The organism is Ralstonia sp. GX3-BWBA, from assembly GCF_003290055.1.
GTDB lineage: Bacteria > Pseudomonadota > Gammaproteobacteria > Burkholderiales > Burkholderiaceae > Ralstonia > Ralstonia holmesii.
In genome coordinates, this window is sequence record NZ_QMKS01000023.1 from 260,192 (window position 1) to 273,312 (window position 13,121).

The window sequence follows — 13,121 nt, forward strand, 5'->3', positions numbered from 1 at the left end:
GTGCCTGAACAGACGCCACGGCCAGACTACGCGAGATGTCAGCCGGGGCAGTATCCGTGTTTGTCCGACGCCACGTGGGGCGTGTCAAAATGGCGCAACGGTGCGCTTTTTCCCCCGCTGCTTTCCATGCTGACCAACACCACGGCATTTGCCGCCTTCCTCTTTGTTGTGCATTGCGTGGGCGTCCTCGCGGCCATGCATGCCGTGTTGACCGTGCGCACGTCGCAGGGTGCCATCGCGTGGGCCATCTCGCTGGTCACGCTGCCGGAGTTCACGCTGATCCCCTATCTGATCTTCGGGCGAAGCACCTTTGCCGGCTACGTGGACGCGCGCCGCTTTCACAACGCGCGTCTGCGCGAAATCACCCTGTCTGACGACTGGCGCCGTCTGCGCGACCATGAGTCCAGCGTGGTCGCGCCGCAGCACACCTGCATGCAGGCCTTGCCGCGCCTGACCGGCACTCCGTGTCTGGCCCGGAATCGCGTGCGGCTGCTCGTCAACGGCGCGGAAACCTTCGATGCCATCTTTGCGGCGATTGCGCAGGCGCGGCGCGTGCTCATCGTGCAGTTCTTCATCGTGCATGACGACACGCTCGGCCGCCGACTGGCCGAACTGCTGCTCGACCGCGCGCGGGCCGGGGTGCGTGTGTACTTTCTCTTCGACAGCATCGGCTGCCACGCGCTGCCGCGCCGCTATGTGCAGCGCCTGATTGAAGGCGGCGTGCTGGCCAAGCCGTTCTCCACGCATGCCGGGTTCGTCAACCGCTTCCAGCTCAACTTCCGCAACCATCGCAAGCTCGTGGTGGTGGACGGAGACCGTGCTTACGTTGGCGGTCACAACGTCGGCAACGAATACATGGGCGAAAAACCGCCGCTTGCCCCGTGGCGCGACACGCATATCGAGATCGTCGGTGCCGCGGTGATGGACTTGCAACTGACCTTTGCCGAAGACTGGTACTGGGCCGCGCACGAAGTGCCGCAACTGATCGTGCCCGAACTGCGGCCCGAAGAAGACATGGTTTGCCAAGTGGTCGCCAGCGGCCCGGCAGACAAGCAGGAAACCTGCTCGCTGTTTTTCATGGAAGCCATTCAATCGGCGCGCAAGCGGCTGTGGATCACGTCGCCATACTTCATTCCCGACGAAGCCGTGTTCGCCGCGCTGCGCCTGGCCGTGCTGCGCGGGGTAGACGTGCGCATCCTGATCCCCTCGCGACCAGACCATCGCATGGTGTTCCTGGCGTCCACGCTGTATGCGTATCAGGCGATCCGCGCGGGCGTGAAGATCTATCGCTACCTGCCGGGCTTCCTGCACCAGAAGGTCGTGCTGATCGACGACGAGGCCGCAGCCGTGGGCAGCGCCAACCTCGACAACCGTTCGTTCCGCCTCAACTTCGAGCTGATGATCATGACCGCGGACCCACGCTTCGCCAACGATGTCGCACAAATGCTCGAAGTCGATTTTGCCGAAGCCGCCCGCGTTGGCCGTGACGAATACGAACACGCACACCCGCTGCGCCGCGTGATCATGCACGTCGCCAAGCTGTTCGCCCCCATCTTGTAATCACGCTCCGAATTCCGAATTCCGAGTTCGCCCGCAAGAAGCGGAGCGCATCCAGGCATCGCCGTCCCTACCCTGAAGCGAACATTTTCAGGAGTGTGCGATGTCCGATTCCCATGATCTTGCTGTCGACCGTCTACCGCCGGGCTTCAATCGGCTGGCGGGCTCCAACCTGGCTGCGCAGTCAGCCGAGCAGATTGCGCTGGCCGCCATGCCCATGGTTGCGGTGCTCACCCTGCATGCCGACGCCAGCACAGCGAGCTGGCTGCAAGTCGCCCTCACGCTGCCGTTTGTGCTGTTTGCCATTCCCGTCGGCATGCTGGCGGATCGTTGGCCCAAGCGTGCATTGATGGCCGGCGCGGAGGCGGTACGCGCGCTGGCCTTGTTTGCTGTGGCGGGTCTGCTGATGGCCGGACGCTTGAACCTGGCTGCGCTGGGTGTGCTGGGCTTTGTTGCTGTGTGCGGCACGGTGGTGTTCAGCGTGGCGGCGCCTGCGCTGGTGCCCTCGCTCGTACCGGCAGCGATGCTTGCGCGCGCCAACGGCCGAATCGAGCTAGCGCGCACGATTGCATTTGCTTGCGGGCCGGCCATCGGCGGTGCGTTGGTCGGCTGGACAGGCTCGATGGCGGCGTTCGCGCTGGCGGCGGCGTTGTCCGCCATGGCTGCGGCACTGCTGGCCGGCGTGGCCGCCCCGGAGTCAGTGGCGCGGCAAGCGGCGCACCCGCTGCGGGACATAGCCGAGGGCGCGCGCTTCGTGTTTCACCATCCGCTGCTGCGGCCGGTGTTCATCACGCAGTTCGTCTTCACCATGGCGTTCTTCATGGTGATTGCCATCTTCGTTCCGTATGCGGCGCATCGGTTGAACCTCTCTGCACAAGCGATTGGGCTGACGCTCGGCATGTACGGCGCGGGCATGGTGATCGGCGCGCTGCTGGCCGCGCGCATTCTGGCGCGCTGGCGCTTCGGCCATGTGGTGGCGACTGGCCCCGTGTGTGGACTGACGGGCGGTGTGCTGCTTGCGGCCACGCTCTGGCAGCCGTGGCCGGCACTGGCACAAGCGGGCTTCTTTCTGCTGGGTTGTGGGCCGATTCTGTGGGTGGTCAGCACCACCACGCTGCGGCAGACGGTGACGCCGCCCACGCTGCTGGCGCGCGTATCTGCAGTGAATGTGATGTCATATGGCGCTCGGCCAATCGGCGCGGCAATGGCCGCGTGGCTCGCCGCACACGCTGGTGCGGGGGCGTGCCTGCTGATGGCGGTGGCGGGCTTTGCGCTGCAGTTGCTGTGCATCCTGCAATCGCCCGCGGTGCGGCTGGTGCGTCAGCCGCGTGCGGACGATACGTCGGCCGGGCTCGAACCTGCCTGAGCCTCGTCGGCACCGCGATCACCGCGCTGCACGTCGCGCCACGCACGCGGCGTCATACCGAAGTGGGCGGTGAACCAGCGCGTGAACGACGCCTGCCGCGTATAGCCGAGCAACGCGGCCACCCGTCCGATCCGATAGCTCGGGTTCGCCATGTAGCGAACGGCGAGGTTGTGCCGGACCTCCTCCACCAGGTCAGAGAACGTCATGCCGGCTGCTTCCAGCTGGCGTTGCAGGGTCCGCACGCTCAGGTGGAGATGATCAGCCACCTGTTCGACCGAGGCGCGCTCCAGCGGCAGCAACAGGTAGATCGCGCGACGCACGTCCTGCACCACCGCCTCTTGCGCCGATACATTGAGCGGCTCGGCAAGGCTTTCCGCGTAGCGCACGAGGGCCGGGTCAGCGGCAGGGTTGGGCGTCTCCAGATCGGCAGCGGCGCAGACGATGCCGTTGAAGTCGCTGCCGAACACGATGGGGCAACCGAACACGCGTCTGTGCAGGCTGACGTCAGTGGGAGCGCCATGTGTGAAATGGATGCTGCGCGGCTTCCAGTGCACGCCCAGCAGCGCGCTGCACGTCCTGGCGAGCACGCCAACGGCCAGCTCGTTGGCCTGCCGCAGCGGCACGGGCGTCTCGGTGATCACCTCTTCGCGAATGACCACCATATCGCCATCAGATTCCAGGTAGATCGCCAGCGCCTCGTTCAGCAGGTGACGGTACTGGATGATGGCCTGCAGCGCCTCGCGCAGCGTGCGCTTGTGGGCGAGCAACAACCCGAGCACACCGAAATCCAGTTCCTGGCGCGCCTCGGCCATCTGCAGCCCGAGCGTCGGGCACGGGGCGCTGGCGGCGGTGATCTCCATCAACTGGCACGTCGCCACGACTGACACGAGCTGCTCGGGATCGGTCAGTCTGGCCGGGTCCAGCCCCACCTGCCGCAGTGCCTCCTGCGGGTTGAAACCAAGCCGCCGCACGACCTGGAAGTAGCCGTTGAGCGACCGGGCACGCACCATCGTTTCCATAGGTTTCAGTGGGCTTCGAGCCGTCTTGGTGTTTACACGGAATGGCGCGTAAAGAGAAAAACTTGGCGCCAATTGAGAAATTCAAAGCTACCGCTTCCCTATAGTGAAGTCCAGCCGAGACATCCCCTACAGGAGCCCCCAACATGCAATTCCTCGATGATTCGCTGCACCCTGAAAACCAGGACAAAGTCGTCATTACCGTTGCGCCGTACGGCCCGGAATGGATGCCGGAAGATTTTCCAGAAGACATTCCGGTCACGATGGAAGAACAGGTGCAGAAAGCCGTGGATTGCTACAACGCCGGCGCTACCGTGCTGCACCTGCACGTGCGCGAACTCGACGGCAAGGGCTCCAAGCGGCTCTCGAAATTCAACGAGCTGATTGCCGGCGTGCGTGCGGCGGTGCCCGACATGATCATCCAGGTGGGCGGCTCGATTTCTTTTGCCCCCGAAGACGAAGGGCAAGCCGCCAAGTGGCTGTCGGACGACACGCGCCACATGCTGGCCGACCTGACCCCAGCACCCGATCAGGTGACCGTGGCGGTCAACACCACGCAGATGAACATCATGGAGCTGCTGTATCCGGCGTATCTGGAAGGCACGTCGCTGGCCAATCCGGCGCTGGCTGCAGCCTATGCAGAAATGACCGTGCCCGCCGGCCCCGCCTGGCTGGAGGAGCACCTGCGCCGTCTGCAGGCCTCCGGCGTGCAACCGCACTTCCAGTTGACCGGCATCCACGCGCTGGAAACGCTGGAGCGTGTCGTCCGCAAGGGCGTCTACAAGGGCCCGCTCAACCTGACGTGGATCGGCATTGGCGGCGGCTTCGACGGCCCCAACCCGTTCAACTTCTTCAACTTCATCCACCGCGCGCCGGATGGTTGCACGCTGACGGCCGAGTCGCTGCTCAAGAACGTGCTGCCCTTCAACATGATGGCCATGGCAATGGGCCTGCACCCGCGCTGCGGCATTGAAGACACGATCATCGACCAGCACGGCAACCGCATGACATCCGTGCAGCAGATCGAGCAGTGCGTGCGCGTGGCGCATGAACTGGGCCGTGAGATTGCCAGCGGCAAGGAGGCGCGCGCCATCTACCGCATCGGCGTGCAATATGACAGCGTTGAAGAAACGCTGGCGAAGAACGGCATGTCCCCCAACCGTGCCCCGAACGTGAAAAACCTGCCGCTGCGCGCGGCCTAAACTAGAAGCCGCCGTATCACCGGGCCAACACAGGCGGCGCTCAACGCAAGCGCCGCCACTCGGAGACAACCATGAATCTGCATGCCGCCGACCCGCGCGCAGACCACCACGACGGCTATCTCGTCAGCCGACCCCAGGCGTGGTTTGCGTTTGCAATGACCTTTGCACTGATGCTGTTCGATTACATCGACCGGCAAGTCATCGTGTCGCTTTTCCCGCATCTGAAGACAGCCTGGGCGCTGTCCGACAAGCAACTTGGCGCGCTCGTCTCGGTCATCTCGATCGTGGTGGCGGTGGGTGGCCTGCCCGTGGCGTTGTTGGCCGACCGCTACAGCCGCGTCAAGAGCATCGTCGTGATGGCCACCGTATGGAGCCTGGCAACGATCTCCTGCATGTTCACGCGCAATTACGGACAGCTCTTCACCGCGCGCGCCATCGTGGGCGTGGGCGAGACCGGCTACGGCTCGGTGGGCGCGGCACTCATTGCCAGTCTGTTCCCCAAGCGCCTGCGCGCCACGTTGATGGGCGCCTTCTTTGCAGCGGCATCCGTCGGTTCGGTATTGGGCGTGTTGCTCGGTGGCGTGATTGCAGCGCGCTGGGGCTGGCAGGCAGCATTTGGCGTGGTGGGCATACCGGGTCTGGTGCTGGCGCTGCTCTATGTGTTCGTGCCGGACTACAAAACGGTGGCGATGGCAGCTGGCGGCACGCAAGTGCGTCAGCCCGCAGGCACGCTCCTGCAACGCGTTGCGGGCGCGCTCACCAGCTCGCGCACGCTGTGGTGGACGTGCCTGGGCGCAGCCTTCCAGTTGATCGTCGTGTCGACCATCTGGGCGTGGCTGCCTAGCTACCTGAATCGCTATCACGGGACACCGCCGGACCGTGCTGCCATGCAAGCCGCACTGGTGGTGCTGTGCGGTGCCCTGGGCGCCTTCGTGTGGGGTGTGGTGGCCGATGTAGTTGCAGCGCGCCGCCAGCGCAACCGGCTGATTGCGGTGGCTGTGCTGGCGGTGGTCACGCTGCTCGTGTTCATGACGGCCTTTGGTACCGCCATGCCGGCCAACCAGCAGTTCCTCCTGATCGCCTTCGGCGGCTTCTTGATGACGTGCACGGTGGCCCCGGCTTCCAGCGTGGTGTTCGACGTGGTGCACCCCGGCGTCCGCTCTACCGGAGCTGCGGTGCTCTCGCTGTTCCAGAACCTGTTCGGCTTGGCCATCGGGCCGTTTGTGGGCGGCGCCATGTCCGACGCGTGGGGCCTGCAGACCGCCCTGGCTGTGATGCCGATCTTCGGCGTGGTTGCAGCAGGCTGCTTCTTGCTGGCCGCACGCAGCTACGAAGCTGAACTCAAGCGCGTGGCCAACGTATCGATCGACGCGGCGCCCACCGCCGCACCAGCCGCTGTGGCTTCCGCATGACGGCCCGACTCCGCTAACCGCGCGCCGCCACAAGGCATCTCACCCCTCTCCCGCCTTGACCGCGTCTCGCCAAGCGAGCCGCGCGGGCGGCGCGCACCCCAAACATCTGAAGACGAATCCAGGAGATATCCATGGCAACCGCAGTCCGCTTTCATGAAACCGGCGGCCCCGAGGTCTTGCGCTGCGAGACCGTCGAAGTGGGCCAACCCGGCCCGGGCCAGGTCCGTCTACGCCACGAAGCCGTCGGCCTGAACTTTGCCGACACCTACTTCCGTTCGGGCCTCTACCCGGTACCCCGCCCCGCCGGCATGGGCGTGGAAGCAGCAGGCATCGTTGAAGCGGTAGGCGATGGCGTAAGCAACGTCGCCGTGGGTGATCGCGTGACCTATACCGGCTTCATCAACACGCTGGGCGCGTACAGCACCGAACGCCTCATTCCAGCCGCGCCGCTCATCAAGCTGCCCGCAGCCATTGCCTGCGAAACCGCCGCCGCCATGACCATGCGCGGCCTGACGTCGGCCTACCTGCTGCGCCGCATCTACCCGTTTGCGAAGGGCAACACGATCCTTCTGCATGCAGCCGCCGGCGGTGTGGGACTGATCGTCTCGCAGTGGGCGAAGCTGCTTGGGCTGACCGTGATCGGCACGGTATCGAGCGAAGCCAAGGCCGACATCGCCCGCGCGCACGGCTGCGACCACGTCATCAACTACGCGCACGACGACGTTGCAAAACGCGTGCGCGAACTGACCGACGGCGTGGGCGTGAACGTGGTGTTCGACAGCGTGGGCAAGGCCACCTTCGATGCCTCGCTCGATTCGCTCAAGGGACGCGGCCTGATGGTGTGCGTGGGTACGGCATCGGGCCCGATCCCGCCGTTCAACCCACAACTGCTGGCGATGAAGGGATCGCTTTACCTGACGCGCCCGGCCCTGGCCGATTACATCGCCGATCCGGCCGAGAAGGCCGAGCTTGCCGGCGAGTTGTTCGATCACGTGGCCGCCGGTCGCATCAAGATCGAAATCCACCAGCGCTATGCATTGGAAGACGCCGTGCAGGCACACCGCGATCTCGAATCGCGCAAGACGACGGGTTCATCCGTCTTCGTCATCTGAGGGGCTGTCATGCGCATCGAACAACTGACCAACGCCCTGGGTGCCGAGCTGACCGGCGTACAACTGAGTGACGCGATCGAAGACGAAGGCCTGTTCAGCGAAATCCGCACCGCGCTGCTCAAGCACCGCGTGATCTTCCTGCGCGATCAGGACTTGAGCCGTGCGCAGCATGTGGCGTTTGCCCGCCGCTTTGGCGAACTGGAAGACCACCCCGTGGCCGGTAGCGACCCGGAGCACCCCGGCCTCGTGCGCATCTACAAGACGCCCGACCACCCGAACGACCGCTACGAGAACTGTTGGCACGCCGACACCACGTGGCGCGAAGCGCCGCAGTTTGGCGCCGTGCTGCGCTGCGTGGAATGCCCGCCCGTTGGCGGCGACACGATGTGGGCCAACATGGTGCTGGCGTACGAGAAGCTGCCGGAAGACGTCAAGCGCGACATTGCCGGCCTGCGCGCACGCCACAGCATCGAGGCCAGCTTTGGTGCCGTCATGCCCATCGAAAAGCGTCTTGCACTCAAGGCGCAGTACCCCGATCCGGAACACCCCGTGGTGCGCACGCACCCCGAAACCGACGAGAAGGTGCTGTACGTCAACGGCTTCACGACGCACTTCACGAACTACCACACCCCTGCGCGCGTGCGCTACGGCCAGGACGCCACGGTAGGTGCATCTGAGCTGCTGCGCTACCTGATCAGCCAGGCCTACATTCCCGAATACCAGGTGCGCTGGCGCTGGAAGCCGAACAGCGTGGCCATCTGGGACAACACCGCCACGCAGCACTACGCGGTCATGGATTACGTGCCGTGCCATCGGAAGATGGAACGCGCCGGCATCATCGGCGGCAAGCCGTTCTAACGATCGTCGGGACACATCGGACCCGTCGGCGATAACACCAAGAGGAGACCCTGCAACATGAAGACGAAGCACATCGCCCCCGCTGCACTGCTGGCCTGCGCCGGCGCGGCCTGCGCGCAATCCGGCGTCACGCTGTATGGCGTGGTGGATACCAACATCGAATATGCGACCAACCTGGCGGGTGCCACGCCGGGCAGCTCGGGGCACCGCGTGTCGATGCAAAGCGGCGGCCTGTCGGGCTCGCGCTGGGGCCTGCGCGGGGTGGAGGATCTTGGCGGCGGCCTAAGTGCGCTGTTCGTGCTCGAAAGCGGATTTGCAAGCGACACGGGCCAATCGCAACAAGGGGGCCGGCTGTTCGGGCGCCAGGCCTACGTTGGGCTCAAGAGCAGCACGATCGGGCAATTTACTTTCGGCCGCCAGTACACGACGCTCTTCCAGTTGCTGGCCAACTTTGAGCCGATGGCGTATTCCACGCAGTACGAACCAGCGGCAGTGCAGACCGGCGTGAATTTCCGGTCCGACAACACCGCCATGTACACGGGCAACTTCGGCCCGGTGACTGCGCAGGCGCATTGGTCATTCGGCACCGGCGCCCCGAGCGCCAACCCAACCGGCGGCGGCAACGGCGAGGTGCCCGGCCAAGCCCGGCGCGACAGCGGCTACGGCGCGGGGGTGGCGTACTCGGCTGGCCCGCTGGGTGCCACGCTCGTGTATGACCAGTACAACCCCAGCACCCCGCTGGGCGGTGGCGCGTTCAGCTCCGGCACCGTGCGCAAGGCGGCGCTGGCGGGCAGCTACCTCGTTGGCGATGTGCTCAAGGTCATGGGCGGCTACCGCTGGGGCCAGAACAAGAACGCCAACGGCAGTGTGGCGCTGCGCGACGACTACTTCTGGGCCGGCGTGAACTATCAGGCGACAAACGCCGTGATGCTCTCGCTCGAATACTCGTACCAGAAGATCAAGACCATCAACAGCGCGCCGTCCACGCAGGCCAACCCGTGGCAGGTCGCGTTCATTGCCGACTACACCCTTTCCAAGCGCACCGATCTGTACCTGACCACGGCCTATGCGCGCAACGCGGGCCTGGCGCTCGACCAGGCCACGGTGGACCTCAACGCCACCGGCTACGGCCTGGCTACCGGCAAGACCAGCATGCTCGGCGCGGCCGTCGGTATTCGCCACAAATTCTGAGCGGCCCACACCACGGGAGGCGGACTCCGCCGTCTCCCCTGTCGGCATTCGAGGAGGGTGACCTCCTCGTTTTTTCTTCATGGCGTTTCATCATGACGTTGTCCAACCCTTCTCCCACCATCCTCATGGTGCCCGGCCTGCGCGACCACGTGGCCGAACACTGGCAGACGTTGCTCGAAGCCAAACTCCGGGCTGCAGGCCACAAGGCTGCGTCAGTCCCGCCGCTGGAAGCCGACAAGTTGAGCTGCGCGGCAAGGGTAGTGGCCTTGGACAAGGCCGTCAGCGCAATCGAAGGGCCGGTGATCCTGGTGGCGCATAGCGCAGGCGTGATGATCACCGTGCATTGGGCCAAGCGGCACGCGCGCAAGATCCACGGCGCCCTGCTGGCCACCCCGGCCGATCTCGACACGCAGTTGCCGTCGGGCTATCCCACGCAGGACGTGCTGCAGAAAAATGGCTGGCTGCCCTGCCCCCGGCGTCCGCTGCCGTTTCCAAGCGTCGTCGCCGCCAGTCGGAACGATCCGCTGGCATCGTTCGAGCGCGTGGCCGGCATGGCGGCCGACTGGGGCAGCCGTCTGGTCGATCTGGGGGACGTCGGTCATCTGAATCCCGCCGCCGGCTTCGGCCCGTGGCCCATGGCGGAAGCCCTGATCCATGAACTCGATTGACCGGTCCATGCAGGCAAGTCCGCGCGGCGCAATCCACCCACGCACCAAGCTCACCGTCGATGTTTTCTTCGACTTCATCTGTCCGTGGTGCTGGATCGGTACGCGCCATCTGGCCAGCGCGCTGCGCACGTTCGCGATGCTGCATCCGGAGGTGAAGACCAAGGTGCGGTGGCGCCCGTATCCGCTGCTGCCGGACACCCCGGCCGAAGGCCTGCCGTACCAGGCGTTTTACCTCAGCCGCCTCGGCAGCCCCACTGCCGTATCGATGCGGCGTGCTCAGGTGCAGCGCGCCGGGCAAGCGGCCGGCATCGACTTCGATTTCACACGCATCAATGTCCTGCCCAATACCGAGCGCGCGCACGGTGTGGTTCGGAAATATCGCCGGGTCGACGCGGGCGGACAGCCAGCTCAGCTCATCGAACACATCTTCAGCGCCTATTTTTTGGAAGGTGCCGACATCGGCAACGAAGACGTGCTGCAGCGCCTGGAGTTCGAGCACAACCTTGCCACGGCCATGGCGCCCGCAGTGTGCCCGCCCAGCGTTTGCAAACCAGTGGGCCGCGGCGTGACCGTGTCAGGAGTGCCGTATTTCATCTTCAACTCGAACGTGGCGATCTCGGGTGCGCATCCGGCAAGCACGCTGGTGCGCGCCATGCAGAACGCGCTGTCGCTGTCGCTATCGCCACTGCAATCGCAAGAGGAAGCGCAGTGAACACCATGGCGTGCAATGTCACCGTGGCTTCGTCCGGCGAGCTGGGCGCCGGAGAACGCAAGCTCGTCTTCGTCAACGGTCGCAGCGTCGTCCTGTTCAACGTCGAAGGCCGGCTTCATGCCATCGACAACAGTTGCCCGCACAACGGCGCATCGCTGGCCTCGGGCCGTCTTGCCGGCAACGTATTGCAGTGTCCGGCGCATGGCCTGCGCTTCGATCTCGCCACCGGCTGCACGCCCGGGTCCGGCGGCTTGTGCCTGAAAACCTACCCCGTTCAGGAGACCGACGGCCACGTCGTCATCCAGCTCGAAGACGCCAGTTGATTCGCCACGCGCGATACGAACCTGCACACCGAACGAGACCACTCAACATGCATGCGAACCTCATCACCCCAACACCTTCGGCGTACACGTATCCGCTGCTCGTCAAGCACTTGCTGACCAATGCGCAATGTCTCTACGGCGAACAGGAAATCACCTATCGCGGTGCGCTGCGCTACAGCTATCGCACGTTTCGGGAACACATCGGCCGGCTCGCGTCGGCACTGAGCACGCTGGCGGTCCAACATGGCTCGACCGTGGCCGTCATGGACTGGGACAGCCACCGCTACCTCGAGTGCTACTTTGGCGTGCCGATGATGGGCGCAACGCTGTTCACCGTGAACGTGCGGCTCTCTGCCCAGCAGATTCTCTACACGCTCAACGATGCACAGGCCGAGGTCGTGCTGGTACACGCCGACTTCGTGCCGCTGCTCGAAGAGATCTGGGACGGACTGACGAACGTGCGCCACGTTGTGGTGCTGGCCGACAACGCGCCCATGCCGCACACCACGCTGCCGGTGGCAGGCGAGTACGAGGCGCTGCTCGCCCACGCCTCGCCCGATTTTGCATTTGCCGACTTCGACGAACGCACGCGCGCCGCAACCTTCTACACGACCGGCACGACCGGTGACCCGAAGGGCGTGAGCTACAGCCACCGCGACATCGTGCTGCACACCATGGCGACTGCCACGACGTTGTGCGCACCGCGCGATGGCCAGCGCCTGCACCGCGAAGACGTGTACATGCCCATCACACCGATGTTCCACGTCCTGGCTTGGGGCATGCCGTACATCGCCGTCATGCTGGGCTTGAAGATCGTCCTGCCGGGGCGCTACGCGGCCGATCTTCTCCTCAAGCTGCACGAGACGGAGCGGGTCACCTTCTCGCATTGCGTGCCGACGCTGCTGCAGATGCTGCTGCAGGCGGCGGAAGGCGGCATGCACGATCTGTCGGGGTGGAAGGTCCTTATTGGCGGCTCGGCGTTGTCTCCGGCGCTCTGCGAGTCAGCGCTTGATCGCGGCATTGACGTATTTGCGGGTTATGGCATGTCGGAAACCGGCCCCGTGGTTGCGCTGGCGCAACTGCCGCCGGGCCGCAAGCCCGCAGACCGGCAGGAAGAGATCCGCATGCGCTGCGCGACGGGGCGCCCGGTGCCGCTGGCCGAATTGCGCATCGTCGACGAGCATCTGCGCGATGTACCGCACGACGGCAAGCACCAGGGCGAGATCGTGCTGCGTACGCCGTACCTCACGCAGGGCTACTTCAACAAGCCGGCAGCATCAGAAGAGCTGTGGGCCGGTGGCTACCTGCACACGCAGGACATTGCCGTCATGACGCCCGATGGCTTTGTGCAGATCGTCGACCGCATCAAGGACGTGATCAAGACCGGCGGCGAGTGGGTGTCGTCCATTGAAGTGGAAAGCCTGATTGCCCAGGTGCCGGGCGTGCAAGAGAGCGCTGTCATTGGCGTGCGCGACGCGAAGTGGGGCGAACGGCCGATGGCGTTTGTCGTCGGCAAGCCGGGGGTACGCCTGAAGGCTGAGGCCATCCGCGATTGCCTGCTGGCACACGCTGAAGCCAAGCGCATCAGCAAATACGCCGTGCCGGAACTGGACCGTATCGCCTTCGTGGCGGAGATTCCGAAGACGAGCGTTGGCAAGATCAACAAGAAGGCCCTGCGCGAGAACGCGGCGTAACCCACACGCG

Annotated in this window: 12 protein-coding genes; 11 read left to right on the forward strand and 1 reads right to left on the reverse strand. The window is 65.0% G+C overall.

Annotated features, from left to right (window positions below):
* Positions 1-126: 126 nt before the first annotated feature.
* Positions 127-1,560, forward strand: coding sequence for a cardiolipin synthase (gene cls, locus DOD19_RS22485; RefSeq protein ID WP_024978579.1), 1,434 nt, complete (start codon positions 127-129; stop codon positions 1,558-1,560).
* 100 nt (positions 1,561-1,660) lie between these two features.
* Positions 1,661-2,923 carry an MFS transporter gene (locus DOD19_RS22490; RefSeq protein ID WP_112188211.1) on the forward strand — a complete coding sequence of 421 codons (1,263 nt, stop codon included), beginning with the start codon at positions 1,661-1,663 and terminating at the stop codon, positions 2,921-2,923.
* Here the strand turns inward: DOD19_RS22490 and DOD19_RS22495 are convergent.
* Positions 2,878-3,942 carry an AraC family transcriptional regulator gene (locus DOD19_RS22495; RefSeq protein ID WP_112188213.1) on the reverse strand — a complete coding sequence of 355 codons (1,065 nt, stop codon included), beginning with the start codon at positions 3,940-3,942 and terminating at the stop codon, positions 2,878-2,880. The two genes, DOD19_RS22490 and DOD19_RS22495, sit on opposite strands and share 46 nt — an antisense overlap.
* 143 nt (positions 3,943-4,085) lie before the next feature.
* Here DOD19_RS22495 and DOD19_RS22500 point away from each other — a divergent pair, with 143 nt between their 5' ends.
* The 9 genes from DOD19_RS22500 to DOD19_RS22540 all read left to right on the forward strand — a co-directional run bounded on the left by DOD19_RS22500 (position 4,086) and on the right by DOD19_RS22540 (position 13,111).
* Complete coding sequence (locus tag DOD19_RS22500; protein ID WP_024978576.1) at positions 4,086-5,141, forward strand: 3-keto-5-aminohexanoate cleavage protein; 1,056 nt, start codon at positions 4,086-4,088, stop codon at positions 5,139-5,141.
* Between the two features lie 71 nt (positions 5,142-5,212).
* The gene (locus tag DOD19_RS22505; protein WP_112188215.1) at positions 5,213-6,553 is read left to right on the forward strand and encodes an MFS transporter; all 1,341 of its coding nucleotides are present in this window, start codon (positions 5,213-5,215) and stop codon (positions 6,551-6,553) included.
* A 131-nt stretch (positions 6,554-6,684) separates the two neighbouring features.
* A complete protein-coding gene (locus DOD19_RS22510) occupies positions 6,685-7,665 on the forward strand; it encodes a quinone oxidoreductase (RefSeq protein WP_112188217.1) in 981 nt (326 codons plus the stop codon).
* Positions 7,666-7,674: 9 nt separating this feature from the next.
* The gene (locus DOD19_RS22515) at positions 7,675-8,523 is read left to right on the forward strand and encodes a TauD/TfdA family dioxygenase (RefSeq protein WP_024978573.1); all 849 of its coding nucleotides are present in this window, start codon (positions 7,675-7,677) and stop codon (positions 8,521-8,523) included.
* A gap of 57 nt (positions 8,524-8,580) precedes the next feature.
* A complete protein-coding gene (locus DOD19_RS22520) occupies positions 8,581-9,714 on the forward strand; it encodes a porin (protein ID WP_112188219.1) in 1,134 nt (377 codons plus the stop codon).
* Between the two features lie 92 nt (positions 9,715-9,806).
* Entirely contained in the window at positions 9,807-10,382 is a 576-nt protein-coding gene (locus DOD19_RS22525) for an alpha/beta hydrolase (RefSeq protein ID WP_024978571.1), read from the forward strand.
* The gene (locus DOD19_RS22530; protein ID WP_112188221.1) at positions 10,369-11,094 is read left to right on the forward strand and encodes a DsbA family oxidoreductase; all 726 of its coding nucleotides are present in this window, start codon (positions 10,369-10,371) and stop codon (positions 11,092-11,094) included. Before DOD19_RS22525 ends, DOD19_RS22530 begins: the two co-directional genes overlap by 14 nt.
* Before the next feature lie 5 nt (positions 11,095-11,099).
* Positions 11,100-11,417 (forward strand): Rieske 2Fe-2S domain-containing protein, encoded by a 318-nt coding sequence (locus DOD19_RS22535; protein WP_112188261.1) that lies wholly within the window; start codon positions 11,100-11,102, stop codon positions 11,415-11,417.
* 47 nt (positions 11,418-11,464) lie between these two features.
* On the forward strand, positions 11,465-13,111 hold the full coding sequence (locus DOD19_RS22540; RefSeq protein WP_112188223.1) for a fatty acid--CoA ligase: 1,647 nt from the start codon (positions 11,465-11,467) through the stop codon (positions 13,109-13,111).
* The last annotated feature ends 10 nt before the right edge of the window (positions 13,112-13,121 follow it).

Bases quoted from the DNA above. Each gene is read 5' to 3' on its own strand.
- cls (WP_024978579.1), top strand. From the start codon at position 127: ATGCTGACCAACACCACGGCATTTGCCGCCTTCCTCTTTGTTGTGCAT.
- DOD19_RS22490 (WP_112188211.1), top strand. From the start codon at position 1,661: ATGTCCGATTCCCATGATCTTGCTGTCGACCGTCTACCGCCGGGCTTC.
- DOD19_RS22495 (WP_112188213.1), bottom strand. From the start codon at position 3,942: ATGGAAACGATGGTGCGTGCCCGGTCGCTCAACGGCTACTTCCAGGTC.
- DOD19_RS22500 (WP_024978576.1), top strand. From the start codon at position 4,086: ATGCAATTCCTCGATGATTCGCTGCACCCTGAAAACCAGGACAAAGTC.
- DOD19_RS22505 (WP_112188215.1), top strand. From the start codon at position 5,213: ATGAATCTGCATGCCGCCGACCCGCGCGCAGACCACCACGACGGCTAT.
- DOD19_RS22510 (WP_112188217.1), top strand. From the start codon at position 6,685: ATGGCAACCGCAGTCCGCTTTCATGAAACCGGCGGCCCCGAGGTCTTG.
- DOD19_RS22515 (WP_024978573.1), top strand. From the start codon at position 7,675: ATGCGCATCGAACAACTGACCAACGCCCTGGGTGCCGAGCTGACCGGC.
- DOD19_RS22520 (WP_112188219.1), top strand. From the start codon at position 8,581: ATGAAGACGAAGCACATCGCCCCCGCTGCACTGCTGGCCTGCGCCGGC.
- DOD19_RS22525 (WP_024978571.1), top strand. From the start codon at position 9,807: ATGACGTTGTCCAACCCTTCTCCCACCATCCTCATGGTGCCCGGCCTG.
- DOD19_RS22530 (WP_112188221.1), top strand. From the start codon at position 10,369: ATGAACTCGATTGACCGGTCCATGCAGGCAAGTCCGCGCGGCGCAATC.
- DOD19_RS22535 (WP_112188261.1), top strand. From the start codon at position 11,100: ATGGCGTGCAATGTCACCGTGGCTTCGTCCGGCGAGCTGGGCGCCGGA.
- DOD19_RS22540 (WP_112188223.1), top strand. From the start codon at position 11,465: ATGCATGCGAACCTCATCACCCCAACACCTTCGGCGTACACGTATCCG.